Genomic DNA, 12716 nt, shown 5'->3' on the forward strand with positions numbered 1-12716 from the left:
GGACGGCGAAGGGCGCGCACGGGCCGACAGGGGGACGCGGGCGGAAGGAGCCGGGGAGGGATGAGGGCGTGCCCGCCGGCGGGCGGACGGACAGGCGTGTGGACGGGAGGACGGGAGGGTCGGCGACGGCAAGGCCCCGGCCCCTGTACGTCGCGGACCGTGGCCCGCCCCGGTCAGCCGATGGCGCGGCCGTAGGCCCGCAGGGTGCGCAGCGCCTCGATCGTCACCACAGGGCGCGCCTCCAGGGCGGTGCCGGGCGCCCAACGACGCCAGCGGATGGGCCAGCCGCCGTCCTCCTCCTGTGCGCCGGCGAGGTGGTCCAAGGAGCGTGCCATCTCGTCGTCGGTGAACCACGCGCGCGCGAGGGAGTGCGGTGTCCGGGCGAAGTCGTACGGGAAGTGATGCTCGCCGGGGGCGTAGCCGGCCGCGACCGGGTACGCGTCGAGGTGGTCCGGATCCAACGCGACGATCCGTTGTGCGCGCACCAGGCGGCCCAGCCGGTCCGCGGCCCCCTCCGCGCGCGGGCGGTCGGGGACGGCGTCCAGGAAGGCCACCGCGGCCTGGATCTCGTACGGATGCGACCGCTCCAGGGAGTCCACCGCCTGCCAGCAGAAGTCCGTGGCCCGGAACAGCCAGGCGTGCCACACGTCGTTGCGGTGCAGCAGACCCACCACCGGCCCGGTGGACAGCAGGTCGCTGGGCGGGTCGTCCACGATCGGAATGAACGGCGCTGCCGGGTAACCGCGCTGGCTGGGCAGGATCGACGGCAGCGCGCCGTCACCGGTGGAGACGGACGTCAGGTACTCGCAAATCCGCTCCACCCGCCTGCCCCCGAGACGGCCGATGGAGTCCAGCACCCGCAGGGCGTGCGCGGTGTGCAGGGGCTGGCTGACGGGACCGCGCAGATCGGGCTCCAGCGCATGGCCGTATCCGCCGTCGTCATTGCGGTAGGCGTCGAGGGCGGTTTCGACGGGGTCGGCGGCGCCGTGAAGGAAGTCATGCGCGAAGATGCGCTGCTCCAGCACACGCGCGGTGAGCCAGACGAAGTGCTCGGCGCGGAAGAGCGGGGAGTGCGCCGGGGGCGTCGGGGGCGTCGGGGGGAGTGGGTATGCTCCGGTTTCGGCCATGCGTCAGACCGTAGGGCGGAAAGCGGTCTCGGCTGGCGCTCACGGAGGGGGACGCCCCCGAGGGCGGGATACTGGGGTCATGCGGTTGACGGTCTTCTGGCAGCGGATGGACGAGCACTTCGGCACGGGGTACGCCGAGACCTTCGCGCGCGATCACGTGATGACGGAACTCGGCGGGCGCACCGTGCGCGAGGCGCTGGCGGAAGGCTGGGCGGCCAAGGACGTGTGGCGCGTGGTCTGTGCGGTGATGAACGTTCCTCAGGAAATGCGCTGATCGTCAGGAAAGATCGCAGGCGGCGGTCCGATTGTCGGTGGGGTAGGCGAGACTTGATCCGTGGCACCCACTGACGAAACCGGGCGGACAGCCCAGAACGCGCCCCCGCACGGCCCGACGCCGCCTCCCGGACCCCCTCCGGTCGAAGACGGCGCCGCGCACGGCGCGCGCATGCCGCGCTGGCTGCCGCGCGCCATGGTGCTCGCGCTCGCTCTCATCGCGGCGTTCCAACTCGGCACGTGGGCGTTCCACCAGCTCATCGGCCTGCTGATCAACGTACTCATCGCGTTCTTCCTGGCCCTCGCCGTGGAGCCCGCGGTCAGCCGGTTGGCCGCTCGCGGGATGCGCAGGGGGTTCGCCACCTTTCTGGTCTTCTTCGGCCTGCTGATCGTGGTCGCCGGCTTCTTCACACTGCTCGGCTCGATGCTCGCGGGACAGATCATCAAGATGATCGAGGGCTTCCCGGACTATCTGGACTCCGTGATCAACTGGATCAACACCACGTTCCACACCGAACTCAGGCGCGTGGACATCCAGGAGGGACTGCTCCACTCCGACTGGCTGCGCAAGTACGCCCAGAACAGCGCGGCCGGGGTCCTGGACGTCTCCACTCAGGTCCTCGGCGGTCTTTTCCAGCTGCTGACGATCGCCCTGTTCTCGTTCTACTTCGCCGCCGACGGACCGCGTCTGCGCCGGGCCCTGTGTTCCGTCCTGCCTCCGGCCAAGCAGGCCGAGGTGCTGCGCGCGTGGGAGATCGCCGTCGACAAGACGGGCGGCTACCTCTACTCCCGCGGGTTGATGGCGCTGATCTCCGGTGTGGCGCACTATGTGCTGCTGGAGGCCCTCGGCATCCCCTATGCGCCCGTGCTCGCCGTCTGGGTGGGCGTCGTCTCGCAGTTCATCCCCACCATCGGCACCTATCTCGCGGGCGCCCTGCCGATGCTGATCGCCTTCACGGTCTCGCCGCTGTACGCGCTGTGGGTGCTGATCTTCGTCGTGGTGTACCAGCAGTTCGAGAACTACGTGCTGCAGCCCAAGCTGACCTCGAAGACGGTTGACATCCACCCTGCTGTCGCGTTCGGCTCCGTCATCGCGGGCACCGCCCTCCTGGGCGCGATAGGCGCGCTGATCGCCATCCCGGCGGTGGCCACGCTGCAGGCGTTCCTGGGCGCCTACGTGAAGCGGTACGACGTCACGGACGATCCCCGCGTCCACGGCCACCGGGAGCGTGGCGAGGGGCCCGGCCCGTTCGCGCGCGTGCAGCAACTGTGGACCCGGGCGCGCAGCCGGACGAGGGGCTCGCGGGACAGGTCCGGCTGAGGGCGGAACCGGGCGTCAGCGGGTTCGGTGTGGCAGGCAGGGCGCGTCGGCAGCCTCAGTAGGTGTGGGCAGCCTCAATAGGTGAGGACGGCCCACACGCCTGCCGCGACGACCGCGGCCGCGTAGCAGCCCACCGCCGCCGCGGTGATCCGCCACCGCACCCTCTCGTTCCAGGCCGTGCGGGACGACATCAGCCAGGCCAGCGCGGGAAGCACCAGGACGGCGTGCAGGCTGACTCCGTGCAGCGGCTTGAGCGGTGCCGTGGAGCCGTACGCCGCCTCCTGGTGGCCGGTGCGGGTGAGCACGACACCGCGCGCGATCATCGCCGCCCCGGAGACGAGCGCGACCAGCAGGATCGCGAAGCCGGAGCGCACCGCGAGAGCCATCCCGGCCGGGCCCGTCGGTCGATGCCGGAAGGAGGCCACGGCGAACACGGTGAGCAGCGCGACGAGGACGCCGCCTCCGACTGCGAGCGTCATGGACACGGCGGTGTCGAAGGGCGTCTCCATGTCCAGGTGCGAGGGCACTCTCCGCCAGGCCTGGAGGGTGATGCCCCCGACCTCGACGACACAGTCGGCGGCGAACACCCCGAGCAGCGCGGTGCGCACCCGTGGGCTCATCCGCAGGAAGGACGTCACCCCGACGACGGCCCGGAGGGTCACGCCGAAGGAGAGCCCGAAGGTCACCGGCTTGCGCCAGGAGACGGGGCCGTTCCAGGGGCCGCCGTCGACGGCGAACACCACCAGGTGCAGGAGACCGGAGGCGATGAGGACCAGCGCCGTCGCCCCGTAGACGCCCCCGGCTCCGCCCCCGCCCCCGGCCCCGGCCCCGGTCCCGGTCCTGGTCCTGGTCCTGGTCCCGGTCCCGGCTCCCGTCCCCGCCCCGCTCCCGGCTCCGGCCTTGGCTTCGGTGCGGGCCGCGGCTTCGGGTCCGGTCTCGGCGCCCGTCTCGGACCCGGTTCCCTTGTGGCGCCGTGCGGTCGTCTGCTCGTCCATGCGACCGAGCGTCCCGGTCGCGGTGGCACGCCGTCGTCGTCCTGCCGAAGACACCCGTCGTACGCCCGGGGGAGCAGCAGGCGGGCCAGCCGGTGGAAAGGACGGGCGGACGGGTCGCGCCGGAGCCGGGTTTCGCGGTGGCGGCGGTTCGTGAACGTAGCCTCGGGAGTGCCGCGTGGTGCGCTTGACACAAAAATCGAACATCCGTTCTTATGGGGGCTCCGGCGGCTCTCGCGGCGGGCGTTCTGTCCCGTCTGGAGTCGATAAGCGCCTGAGTTATCCACAGGCCGGACCGGCGTCGAGGCGCATTGTCAGTGGCAGGCGTTAGCGTCTTTGACGTGAAGCGATCGACTCAAGCAAACCGGGTGGAACCCATGGCAGGAACCGACCGCGAGAAGGCGTTGGACGCCGCACTCGCACAGATTGAACGGCAGTTCGGCAAGGGCGCGGTGATGCGACTCGGCGAGCGGCCGAACGAGCCCATCGAGGTCATCCCCACCGGGTCGACCGCACTCGACGTCGCCCTCGGTGTCGGCGGGCTGCCCCGTGGCCGCGTGGTGGAGGTGTACGGGCCGGAGTCCTCCGGTAAGACGACGCTGACGCTGCACGCGGTGGCGAACGCGCAGAAGGCAGGCGGCCAGGTCGCGTTCGTGGACGCGGAGCACGCCCTCGACCCCGAGTACGCCAAGAAGCTCGGCGTCGACATCGACAACCTGATCCTCTCCCAGCCGGACAACGGCGAGCAGGCTCTGGAGATCGTGGACATGCTGGTCCGCTCCGGCGCCCTCGACCTGATCGTCATCGACTCCGTTGCCGCACTCGTCCCGCGTGCGGAGATCGAGGGCGAGATGGGCGACAGCCACGTCGGTCTGCAGGCCCGTCTGATGAGTCAGGCGCTGCGGAAGATCACCAGCGCGCTCAACCAGTCCAAGACCACCGCGATCTTCATCAACCAGCTCCGCGAGAAGATCGGCGTCATGTTCGGCTCCCCGGAGACCACGACCGGTGGCCGGGCGCTGAAGTTCTACGCCTCGGTGCGCCTGGACATCCGCCGCATCGAGACGCTGAAGGACGGTACGGACGCGGTCGGCAACCGCACCCGCGTCAAGGTCGTCAAGAACAAGGTCGCCCCGCCCTTCAAGCAGGCCGAGTTCGACATCCTCTACGGGCAGGGCATCAGCCGCGAGGGCGGCCTGATCGACATGGGCGTGGAGCACGGCTTCGTCCGCAAGGCGGGCGCCTGGTACACGTACGAGGGCGACCAGCTCGGCCAGGGCAAGGAGAACGCGCGCAACTTCCTGAAGGACAACCCCGATCTGGCCAACGAGATCGAGCGGAAGATCAAGGAGAAGCTGGGCGTCGGCGTGCGCCCGGACGAGTCGACCACCGAGTCGGGCACGGACACCGCGGCGGCCGCGGGCGCGACCGCGGACGACGCCAAGGCGGTTCCGGCTCCCGCAGCCAAGGCCGCCAAGCCCAAGGCCGCAGCTGCCAAGAGCTGATCCGTGACACGACGAACGGACTGGGCCGAGTACGTCCACCCCGGCGCCCCCGGGGGGACGGGCAACGGGGTCGACGGCGGCCTGTCCCAGGACGGCGACGACCGGTCGGACACCGGCCGGGCAGCGGTCGGTGACGAGGGCGGTCCACGTGGCGGGCGTGGGCGCCGTCGGCGCGGCCCCCGGAAACCGTCCACCGAGGACGGAGGCGCTTCTTCCTCGTCGAGGGCCGAGAAGGGGCAGTCTTCGGGGGACCCGGCTGAGCGGGCACGGGCGATCTGCCTGCGCCTGCTCACCGGGACCCCGCGCACGCGCAAGCAGCTCGCCGACGCCCTGCACAAACGGGAGATCCCCGACGGCGTGGCGGAGGAGGTGCTTTCGCGGTTCGAGGAGGTCGGACTGATCAACGACGGTGCCTTCGCGGACGCCTGGGTGGAGTCCCGTCACCACGGCAGAGGACTGGCCCGGCGCGCGCTCGCCCAGGAGCTGCGGACCAAGGGCGTCGACCCCGAGCTGATCGAAGAGGCCGTCGGCCGGCTCGACTCCGAGCAGGAGGAGGAGACGGCGCGCGAACTCGTCGCCCGCAAGCTGCGCGCGACCCGTGGTCTCGACCGCGACAGACGGCTGCGCCGCCTCGCCGGCATGCTCGCACGCAAGGGCTACCCCGAGGGCCTGGCCCTGCGGGTGGTCCGGCAGGCGCTGGAGGAAGAGGGCGAGGACACGGAGTCCCTGGAGGGCGACGGGTTCTGAGCGCAGCCGCGCCACCACCAGCGTGCGGCTACTGCGTCACCGGGAGGCCCGCCGCCTTCCACGCCTGGAAGCCGCCGACGAGATCGGTCGCCCGGTGCAGTCCCAGCTGGTGCAGGGAGGCGGCGGCCAGGCTCGACGCGTAGCCCTCGTTGCAGATCACGATCGCCCGCACGTCATGGCTCGTGGCCTCGGGGAGGCGATGACTGCCCTGAGGGTCGAGACGCCACTCCAGTTCGTTGCGCTCCACGACCAGCGCGCCGGGGATCAGCCCGTCCCGCTCCCGCAGAGCGGCGTACCGGATGTCGACGAGCAGTGCCCCGCCGGAGCGGGCGGCCTCGAACGCTTCCCGGGCCTCCACGCGCGCGTACCCGGCACGGACCCGCTCGAGCAACTCGTCGATCCCCGTGGGCTGTTCACCGCGTCGATCCTGGTGCGGTTCCTCGTGTCGCTCACCGTGCCGTTCGTCATCCTGCCGTCGCTGCCGGGCGGTGCTCGCGTCGCCGCTCACTGCCAGTCCTGCGGACGTTCGACCTGCTCCAGCCGCAGCACCTGTCCGGTACGGCTGTAGCGGCGGATGCGGGGCAGCGGCGGGTAGTAGGCGTGGACGGAGACGGCGTGGTCCTCGGCGGACTCGTTCATGACCTCGTGGACGTGGTGGCGGCCGAAGGACCGGCCCCGGCCGGCGGGCAGGGTGCGCGACCGGTCCACACCGTCGGTCAGCTCCAGGGTCCGCCAGCCGTCGGTGGGCAGCCGGGCGGCCAGCGAGTACTCCTTGAGCGCACCCCGCGCGGTCAGGAACGCGCCCACCGAGTCGGCGTGGTCGTGCCAGCCGGTGCCCGTGCCTGGCGGCCAGCCGATCAGCCAGGCCTCGCTGCCGCCCGGCCCCTCCAGACGCACCCAGGTGCGGCCCTCCGGATCGAGGGGGAGCGAAGCGATCAGCGCGGAGTCCGCAGCCGTACGCCGGACGAAGTCGAGGAGGTCCGCCTGCGTGGGTGCGGCGACGGCAGTGCGCGACGAGGTGGGCGACGGGCGGGTGGCAGGGGAGGACGAAGAGAGGGAGGCGGAGACAGACACGGAAACCGTCCTGGGAACGTTCGCGAGGAGCGCGGACCGCACGCGGGCGGAGGCGCATCGGCGGCGCGCGCCGTGGGGAAGGGGGCGAGTTCAGCAGGACGGACGACACACGCAGCCCGCATAGCGGACGAGGTCCATATGGACCCTCCGCCACAGGCGCACATCGGTGTCGGTCACGATCCGGAGTAGAGCATGCCGGTGCACCGCGGTCAACTCACCGTCACTCTGTGGACCGCACGGTGACGACTGCGCGGGCACCGCGGGTCCGGTGACCGGTTTTGCCGCAGGGCCGGTGCCGAGAGTCATGGCCGTGGGCCCTGCGTTCCTACCGGCCCCCCCGTCCCGGCCCGCAGTCGGCTGACGTCGCGCACGCATCCCGTTGCCGCTACCGGTTCGCGCCGGGCCGCCATGCTCGGGACGCGAGGTCAGCCGTCACGCGGCGGCGAAGTACGCCGTCATTTCGCCGCCGAGCCCGCTGTCGCCTCCGCCGCGGGCGCATCCTCGGCCGTGTGTGCCGGGCCGCCCACGGCTGCCTCCGCCGCGGCGTACAGGTCGGCCGCGCGCACCCCGTTGAGCGCGGTGACGAGATGGCCGTCCGGACGGATCAGCAGGACCGTATGTGCGGCCGCACCCGGGTAGCTCTCGGCCACCAGCAGCTCGGCGGGGCACGGCAGGGCCGTCACCGCGGCGGCCAGCCGGGGCATGATCCCGGCGCCGACCCAGTGCCGGCGTTCCCACACGCCGGTGCCCGGTGCGATCAGCAGCACGAGCAGGGCGCCCCGGCCGAGCCGGTCCCGGAGCCGGACGAACGAGCCGTCCTCCGCGGTCACCCGGACGTCCTCGACGGGCGCCCCGGGAGGCGTGTCCACCGGTGTCTCCGCCTCCAGGTGCCGGGGCGCGAGCGGGGAGCCGGCGTACGAACCCGGCGCGCCCAGCGGGCCGCGTCCCAGGTGACCGTCGGTGAGCAGCACGTCGTGACCGCGGGCCGCGCCGGGGACGTACGCCCTGATGCCCCCGCCGCCGCGCAGCAGCGGGAGCGCCTGGTCGGCCGCCCGCAGCCGGGCGGCGACGACCGCGCGGCGCTCGGCCTGGTAGCTGTCGAGCAGTGCCTCGTGCGGCCCGTGGTGCCAGGCCAGGGCCAGTTTCCAGGCGAGGTTGTCGGCGTCCCGCAGGCCCTCGTCCAGGCCTTGGGTGCCGAGCGTGCCGAGAAGGTGGGCGGCGTCCCCCGCGAGGAAGACCCGGCCCACGCGCCAGCGGCGGGCCAGCCGGTGGTGCACGGTGTGCACGCCGGTGTCGAGCAGTTCGTACGGAGGCGTGGAGCCGCCGCTCCAGCCCGCCAGGGTCTCGCGGACGCGCGCCACCAGTACCTCGGGCGTGACCAGGTCCTTGCCGGGCGGCAGCAGCCAGTCGAGCCGCCAGACGCCGTGGGGCAGCGGGCGGCCCGTGACCTCCGCGGCAGGGGGACCGGATGCCCGCCAGGGCGGGGTCCGATGGAGCAACGCCTCGCTGTCCCACGGAAGTTCCGCGCGCAGTGCGGCCACGGCGTGTCGCTCCACCGCGGTACGGCCGGGGAAGCGGATGTCGAGGAGCTTGCGGACGGTGGAGCGGGGGCCGTCGCAGCCGATGAGATAGCTGCCGCGCCACCAGGTGCCCTGCGGGCCGCGCGTGTGCGCGGTGACCCCGGAGGGCTCCTGCTCGACGGTGTCCAGACGGCTGTTCACGGCGATCTTCGCCAGCCGCTCGCCGGCGAGGGCGGCGCGCAGGGCCCCGGTCAGCTCGTGCTGGGCGATGTGCAGCGGTGCGGGCTCGGCGGCGGCGTCGAAGGCGATCTCCTGCGTCACCTGCTTGCGCCGCATGGACCGCCATCCGGACCAGCGCACCCCGGCGTCGGCGAGGGACGCTCCGGTCAGCCGCTCCAGGAGGGCGGCGGTGTCCTCGCGCAGCACGACGGTGCGCGCGAGGCGGTGCTCGTCCTTGCCGGGGCCCTCGTCGAGGACCACGGACGGCACCTGCTGGCGCGCCAGCGCCAGGGCGAGCGTGAGCCCCACCGGCCCCGCTCCGACGATGATCACCGGGTCCACGGCGCGGCGCTCCCTGCCTTCGACGGTGTCCTCGCGGGCTTGGGTGAACAACAGGTTGGAGCAGGGTGCACGATCACAGAACGTATGCAACCCATTGTCGTTGTTTGCGTCAAGCGACGAAAGGCAGTGGCGCGCACGCCACTGCCTTTCGTACGGACATGATCCTTGATTCTGCGTCAGATACCGCCGCCACCCGCGCCGGCGCCGTACGAACCGCCTACCTCCGCCGCGTTCAGGTCGTCGACCTTCTCCACGCCCAGCACCGCGCCCGTGCTGCGCTTGCTGCGCCGCAGCCTCTTCTCCAGCCAGCTCGCGAAGCTGGTCAGGATGAAGTTCAGCACGATGAACATGATCGCGACGACGATGAAGCTCGGGATCACGTTGGCGTAGTTGGCCGCGAGCGTGCCGCGCGAGTTGAGCAGCTCGGTGAAACCGATCATCACTCCGCCGAGCGCGGTGTCCTTCACGATGACGACCAGTTGGCTGACGATCGCCGGGAGCATCGCGGTGACCGCCTGCGGAAGCAGGATGCTGCTCATGGTCTGTCCCTTGCGCAGACCGATGGCGTACGCCGCCTCGGTCTGCCCCCTGGGCAGGGAGAGGATGCCGGCCCGGACGACCTCGGCCAGGACGGCCGCGTTGTAGAGCACCAGACCGGTGACGACGGCGTAGAGGGGGCGGTCGTCACTGCTGACGTCCGTGTAGCGGGAGTAGAACTCGTTGGCGAACAGCATCAGCAGCAGTACCGGGATCGCCCGGAAGAATTCCACCACCGTGCCGGACACTCCGCGTACCCACCGGTGGTCGGACAGCCGGGCGATGCCGAAGACCGCGCCCAGGGGGAGGGCGATCACCATGGCGAGCGCCGCGGCCTTCAGCGTGTTGGCGAGGCCGGGCAGCAGGTACGTCGTCCACGCCTCGGACTGGGCGAACGGCTTCCACAGCGCGGAGTCGAGCTGGTTCTTGTCGTCCATCTTCTGCCACACCCACCACAGGAGCAGGGCGAGCAGGACGGTGAAGAGCGCCGAGAACAGGACGTTGCGCCGCTTGGCACGAGGTCCGGGAGTGTCGTAGAGGACCGAGCTCATCGCTTCACCGCCAGTCGCTTGCTGAGCCAGCCCAGGATGAGGCCGGTCGGCAGGGTCAGAACCACGAACCCGAACGCGAAGACCACGCCGATGAGCAGTGTCTGCGCCTCGTTCTCGATCATCGTCTTCATCAGGTAGGCGGCCTCGGCGACGCCGATGGCGGCCGCCACCGTGGTGTTCTTGGTCAGAGCGATCAGGACGTTGGCCAGCGGTCCGATGACCGAGCGGAAGGCCTGCGGAAGGACGACGAGGGTCAGGGTCTGGCTGAAGCTCAGACCGATGGCCCGGGCCGCCTCCGCCTGGCCGACCGGCACGGTGTTGATGCCGGAGCGGATCGCCTCGCACACGAACGCCGCGGTGTAGCCGACCAGGCTGAGCACGGCCAGCCGGAAGCCCTGGACGTCGAAGTCGTCGCTCCCCATGGTCATGCCGAAGATGTCGGCGAGGCCGAGCGAGCTGAAGAGGATGATGACCGTCAGGGGGATGTTCCGGACGACGTTGACGTAGACGGTGCCGAACCCGCGCATGAGCGGAACCGGGCTCACCCGCATCGCGGCCAGCAGGGTGCCCCAGATCAGGGAGCCCACGGCGGAGACGGCGGTGAGCTTCACCGTCATCCAGAACGCCCCTAGGACGTCATAACCTTCAAGAAAGTCGAACACGATCTCCCGCGCTTCCGACTGGGTGGCGTATGTGGAGGGCGGGGCGCGCCGCCGCCGTGATCGCGACGGACGGCGGCGCACCGCAGGAACCCCGCTGTGGCTGAGCGTGGTTACGAGGCGTTCGGGACAATGACGCCGATCTTCGGGGCCTGCTCGTTCTTGTAGTTCGCCGGGCCGAAGTTGTCCTTGACGGCCTTGTCCCACGAACCGTCGCTGACCATCTGCTCCAGCGCCTTGTTGATCTTGTCGACGGTCGCGGTGTCGCCCTTCTTGACGCCGATGCCGTAGTTCTCGTTGCTGAGCTTCAGGCCCGCGAGCTTGAACTTGCCCTTGTACTGGTCCTGGGACGCGAAGCCGGCGAGGATCGAGTCGTCGGTGGTGACCGCGTCCACGGCGCCGCTCTGCAGGCCGGCGATGCACTCCGAGTAGGAGCTCACCTTCTTGAGGTTCGCGTCCGGGGCGATGGTGTTCTTGACGTTCTGCGCCGACGTCGACCCGGTCACGGAACACAGCTTCTTGCCGTTGAGGTCCGTGCCCTTGGAGATGTCCGAGTCGGACTTGATCAGCAGGTCCTGATGGGCCAGCAGGTACGGGCCCGCGAAGTCGACCTTCTTCTTGCGCTCGTCGTTGATCGAGTAGGTGGCGGCGATGAACTTCACGTCACCGCGCGAGAGGGCGTTCTCGCGGTCGGCGCTCTTGGTCTCGACGAACTCGATCTGGTCCGGCTGGTAGCCGAGCTGCTTGGCGACGTAGGTCGCGACGTCCACGTCGAAGCCGGCGAAGGACCCGTCGGGCTTCTTCAGACCGAGGCCGGGCTGGTCGTACTTGATGCCGACCTTGATCTTGCCGCCGCCACCGCTGCCCGCGCTGGCGCTGCTGCTCGTGTCGTCGTCCTTGCTGTCGCCGCCGCCGCACGCGGTGGCGGTCAGGGCGAGGACGAGGGCTGCGGCCGAGGCGGCGGTGACCTTGCGAAGCTTCATGGTGACTTCCTTTTGAGAAGAGTGGTGAAGTTATGCGAGCGGTGCGGGTTTCCGTCGGTGATGCGGATCAGTGGTGCAGGATCTTCGACAGGAAGTCCTTGGCCCGGTCGCTGCGCGGATTGCTGAAGAACTGGTCGGGCGCAGCCTCTTCGACGATGCGCCCGTCCGCCATGAACACCACGCGGTTTGCAGCCGATCGTGCGAAACCCATCTCATGGGTGACGACGATCATGGTCATGCCGTCCCGGGCCAGCTGCTGCATGACTTCGAGGACCTCGTTGATCATCTCGGGGTCCAGGGCCGACGTCGGCTCGTCGAAAAGCATGACCTTCGGGTCCATCGCCAGCGCCCGCGCGATGGCGACGCGCTGTTGCTGGCCGCCCGAGAGCTGGGCAGGGTACTTGTCGGCCTGGGTGCCCACGCCGACCCGGTCGAGCAGGGCGCGGGCATTGGCCGCGGCCTGCGTCTTGTCGGCCTTGCGGACCTTGATCTGGCCGAGCATCACGTTCTCGAGCACGGTCTTGTGAGCGAACAGGTTGAACGACTGGAACACCATGCCGACATCGGCGCGCAGCCGGGCCAGCGCCTTGCCCTCCTGGGGCAGCGGCTTTCCGTCGATCGTGATCGCGCCGTCGTCGATCGTCTCCAGGCGGTTGATCGTGCGGCACAGCGTCGACTTGCCGGACCCGGAGGGGCCGATGACCACGACGACCTCCCCGCGGGCGATCGTCAGGTCGATGTCCTGGAGAACGTGCAACGCGCCGAAGTGCTTGTTGACGCTCTTCAGGACGACCAGGTCACCGCTCGCGACCGCGTCCTCCTTGGTCACCGATACTTCGGTCATCGCTTCGGGGCTCCGTCCTCCT

The 12716-nt window shown here is 70.5% G+C and carries 14 protein-coding genes; 4 read left to right on the forward strand and 10 right to left on the reverse strand.

Annotated elements, in window-relative coordinates; translation table 11 throughout:
- Positions 1–173: 173 nt before the first annotated feature.
- Positions 174–1127 (reverse strand): hypothetical protein, encoded by a 954-nt coding sequence (locus QA802_RS30955; protein ID WP_334529480.1) that lies wholly within the window; start codon positions 1125–1127, stop codon positions 174–176.
- 79 nt (positions 1128–1206) lie between these two features.
- Between QA802_RS30955 and QA802_RS30960 the strand changes: the two genes are divergently transcribed.
- The gene (locus QA802_RS30960) at positions 1207–1401 is read left to right on the forward strand and encodes a DUF3046 domain-containing protein (RefSeq protein ID WP_334529483.1); all 195 of its coding nucleotides are present in this window, start codon (positions 1207–1209) and stop codon (positions 1399–1401) included.
- A 60-nt stretch (positions 1402–1461) separates the two neighbouring features.
- Entirely contained in the window at positions 1462–2721 is a 1260-nt protein-coding gene (locus QA802_RS30965; RefSeq protein ID WP_334529485.1) for an AI-2E family transporter, read from the forward strand.
- Positions 2722–2795: 74 nt separating this feature from the next.
- Here QA802_RS30965 and QA802_RS30970 read toward each other — a convergent pair whose 3' ends face one another.
- On the reverse strand, positions 2796–3716 hold the full coding sequence (locus QA802_RS30970; RefSeq protein WP_334529488.1) for a hypothetical protein: 921 nt from the start codon (positions 3714–3716) through the stop codon (positions 2796–2798).
- A gap of 374 nt (positions 3717–4090) precedes the next feature.
- On the opposite strand from QA802_RS30970, the gene recA reads away from it, so the two are divergent.
- Complete coding sequence (gene recA, locus QA802_RS30975) at positions 4091–5218, forward strand: recombinase RecA (RefSeq protein WP_334529491.1); 1128 nt, start codon at positions 4091–4093, stop codon at positions 5216–5218.
- A gap of 3 nt (positions 5219–5221) precedes the next feature.
- Complete coding sequence (gene recX / locus QA802_RS30980; RefSeq protein WP_334529494.1) at positions 5222–5965, forward strand: recombination regulator RecX; 744 nt, start codon at positions 5222–5224, stop codon at positions 5963–5965.
- Between the two features lie 28 nt (positions 5966–5993).
- Here recX and QA802_RS30985 read toward each other — a convergent pair whose 3' ends face one another.
- The 8 genes from QA802_RS30985 to QA802_RS31015 form a co-directional block, all read right to left on the reverse strand.
- Positions 5994–6365, reverse strand: coding sequence for a rhodanese-like domain-containing protein (locus QA802_RS30985; RefSeq protein WP_334534990.1), 372 nt, complete (start codon positions 6363–6365; stop codon positions 5994–5996).
- 104 nt (positions 6366–6469) lie between these two features.
- Positions 6470–7039, reverse strand: a complete 570-nt coding sequence (locus tag QA802_RS30990) for a cupin domain-containing protein (RefSeq protein WP_334529497.1) — start codon at positions 7037–7039, stop codon at positions 6470–6472.
- A 90-nt stretch (positions 7040–7129) separates the two neighbouring features.
- Positions 7130–7414, reverse strand: a complete 285-nt coding sequence (locus QA802_RS41705; RefSeq protein WP_443042197.1) for a putative leader peptide — start codon at positions 7412–7414, stop codon at positions 7130–7132.
- An 80-nt stretch (positions 7415–7494) separates the two neighbouring features.
- The gene (locus QA802_RS30995; RefSeq protein ID WP_334534992.1) at positions 7495–9120 is read right to left on the reverse strand and encodes an FAD-dependent monooxygenase; all 1626 of its coding nucleotides are present in this window, start codon (positions 9118–9120) and stop codon (positions 7495–7497) included.
- Between the two features lie 176 nt (positions 9121–9296).
- A complete protein-coding gene (locus QA802_RS31000) occupies positions 9297–10208 on the reverse strand; it encodes an amino acid ABC transporter permease (RefSeq protein WP_334529500.1) in 912 nt (303 codons plus the stop codon).
- Positions 10205–10870 carry an amino acid ABC transporter permease gene (locus tag QA802_RS31005; protein ID WP_334529503.1) on the reverse strand — a complete coding sequence of 222 codons (666 nt, stop codon included), beginning with the start codon at positions 10868–10870 and terminating at the stop codon, positions 10205–10207. The genes QA802_RS31000 and QA802_RS31005 overlap by 4 nt, the downstream gene beginning before the upstream one ends.
- Positions 10871–10980: 110 nt before the next feature.
- Positions 10981–11850: a glutamate ABC transporter substrate-binding protein gene (locus tag QA802_RS31010; protein ID WP_334529506.1), complete on the reverse strand. Its 870-nt coding sequence runs from the start codon at positions 11848–11850 to the stop codon at positions 10981–10983.
- 67 nt (positions 11851–11917) lie between these two features.
- Positions 11918–12694, reverse strand: coding sequence for an amino acid ABC transporter ATP-binding protein (locus tag QA802_RS31015; protein WP_319170146.1), 777 nt, complete (start codon positions 12692–12694; stop codon positions 11918–11920).
- Positions 12695–12716: the final 22 nt, after the last annotated feature.

The organism is Streptomyces sp. B21-105 (genome assembly GCF_036898465.1).
Taxonomy (GTDB): domain Bacteria; phylum Actinomycetota; class Actinomycetes; order Streptomycetales; family Streptomycetaceae; genus Streptomyces.

Coding starts and splice junctions, on each gene's coding strand:
- QA802_RS30955 (WP_334529480.1), bottom strand. CDS start 1,127: ATGGCCGAAACCGGAGCATACCCACTCCCCCCGACGCCCCCGACGCCC.
- QA802_RS30960 (WP_334529483.1), top strand. CDS start 1,207: ATGCGGTTGACGGTCTTCTGGCAGCGGATGGACGAGCACTTCGGCACG.
- QA802_RS30970 (WP_334529488.1), bottom strand. CDS start 3,716: ATGGACGAGCAGACGACCGCACGGCGCCACAAGGGAACCGGGTCCGAG.
- recA (WP_334529491.1), top strand. CDS start 4,091: ATGGCAGGAACCGACCGCGAGAAGGCGTTGGACGCCGCACTCGCACAG.
- QA802_RS41705 (WP_443042197.1), bottom strand. CDS start 7,414: ATGCGTGCGCGACGTCAGCCGACTGCGGGCCGGGACGGGGGGGCCGGT.
- QA802_RS31000 (WP_334529500.1), bottom strand. CDS start 10,208: ATGAGCTCGGTCCTCTACGACACTCCCGGACCTCGTGCCAAGCGGCGC.
- QA802_RS31010 (WP_334529506.1), bottom strand. CDS start 11,850: ATGAAGCTTCGCAAGGTCACCGCCGCCTCGGCCGCAGCCCTCGTCCTC.
- QA802_RS31015 (WP_319170146.1), bottom strand. CDS start 12,694: ATGACCGAAGTATCGGTGACCAAGGAGGACGCGGTCGCGAGCGGTGAC.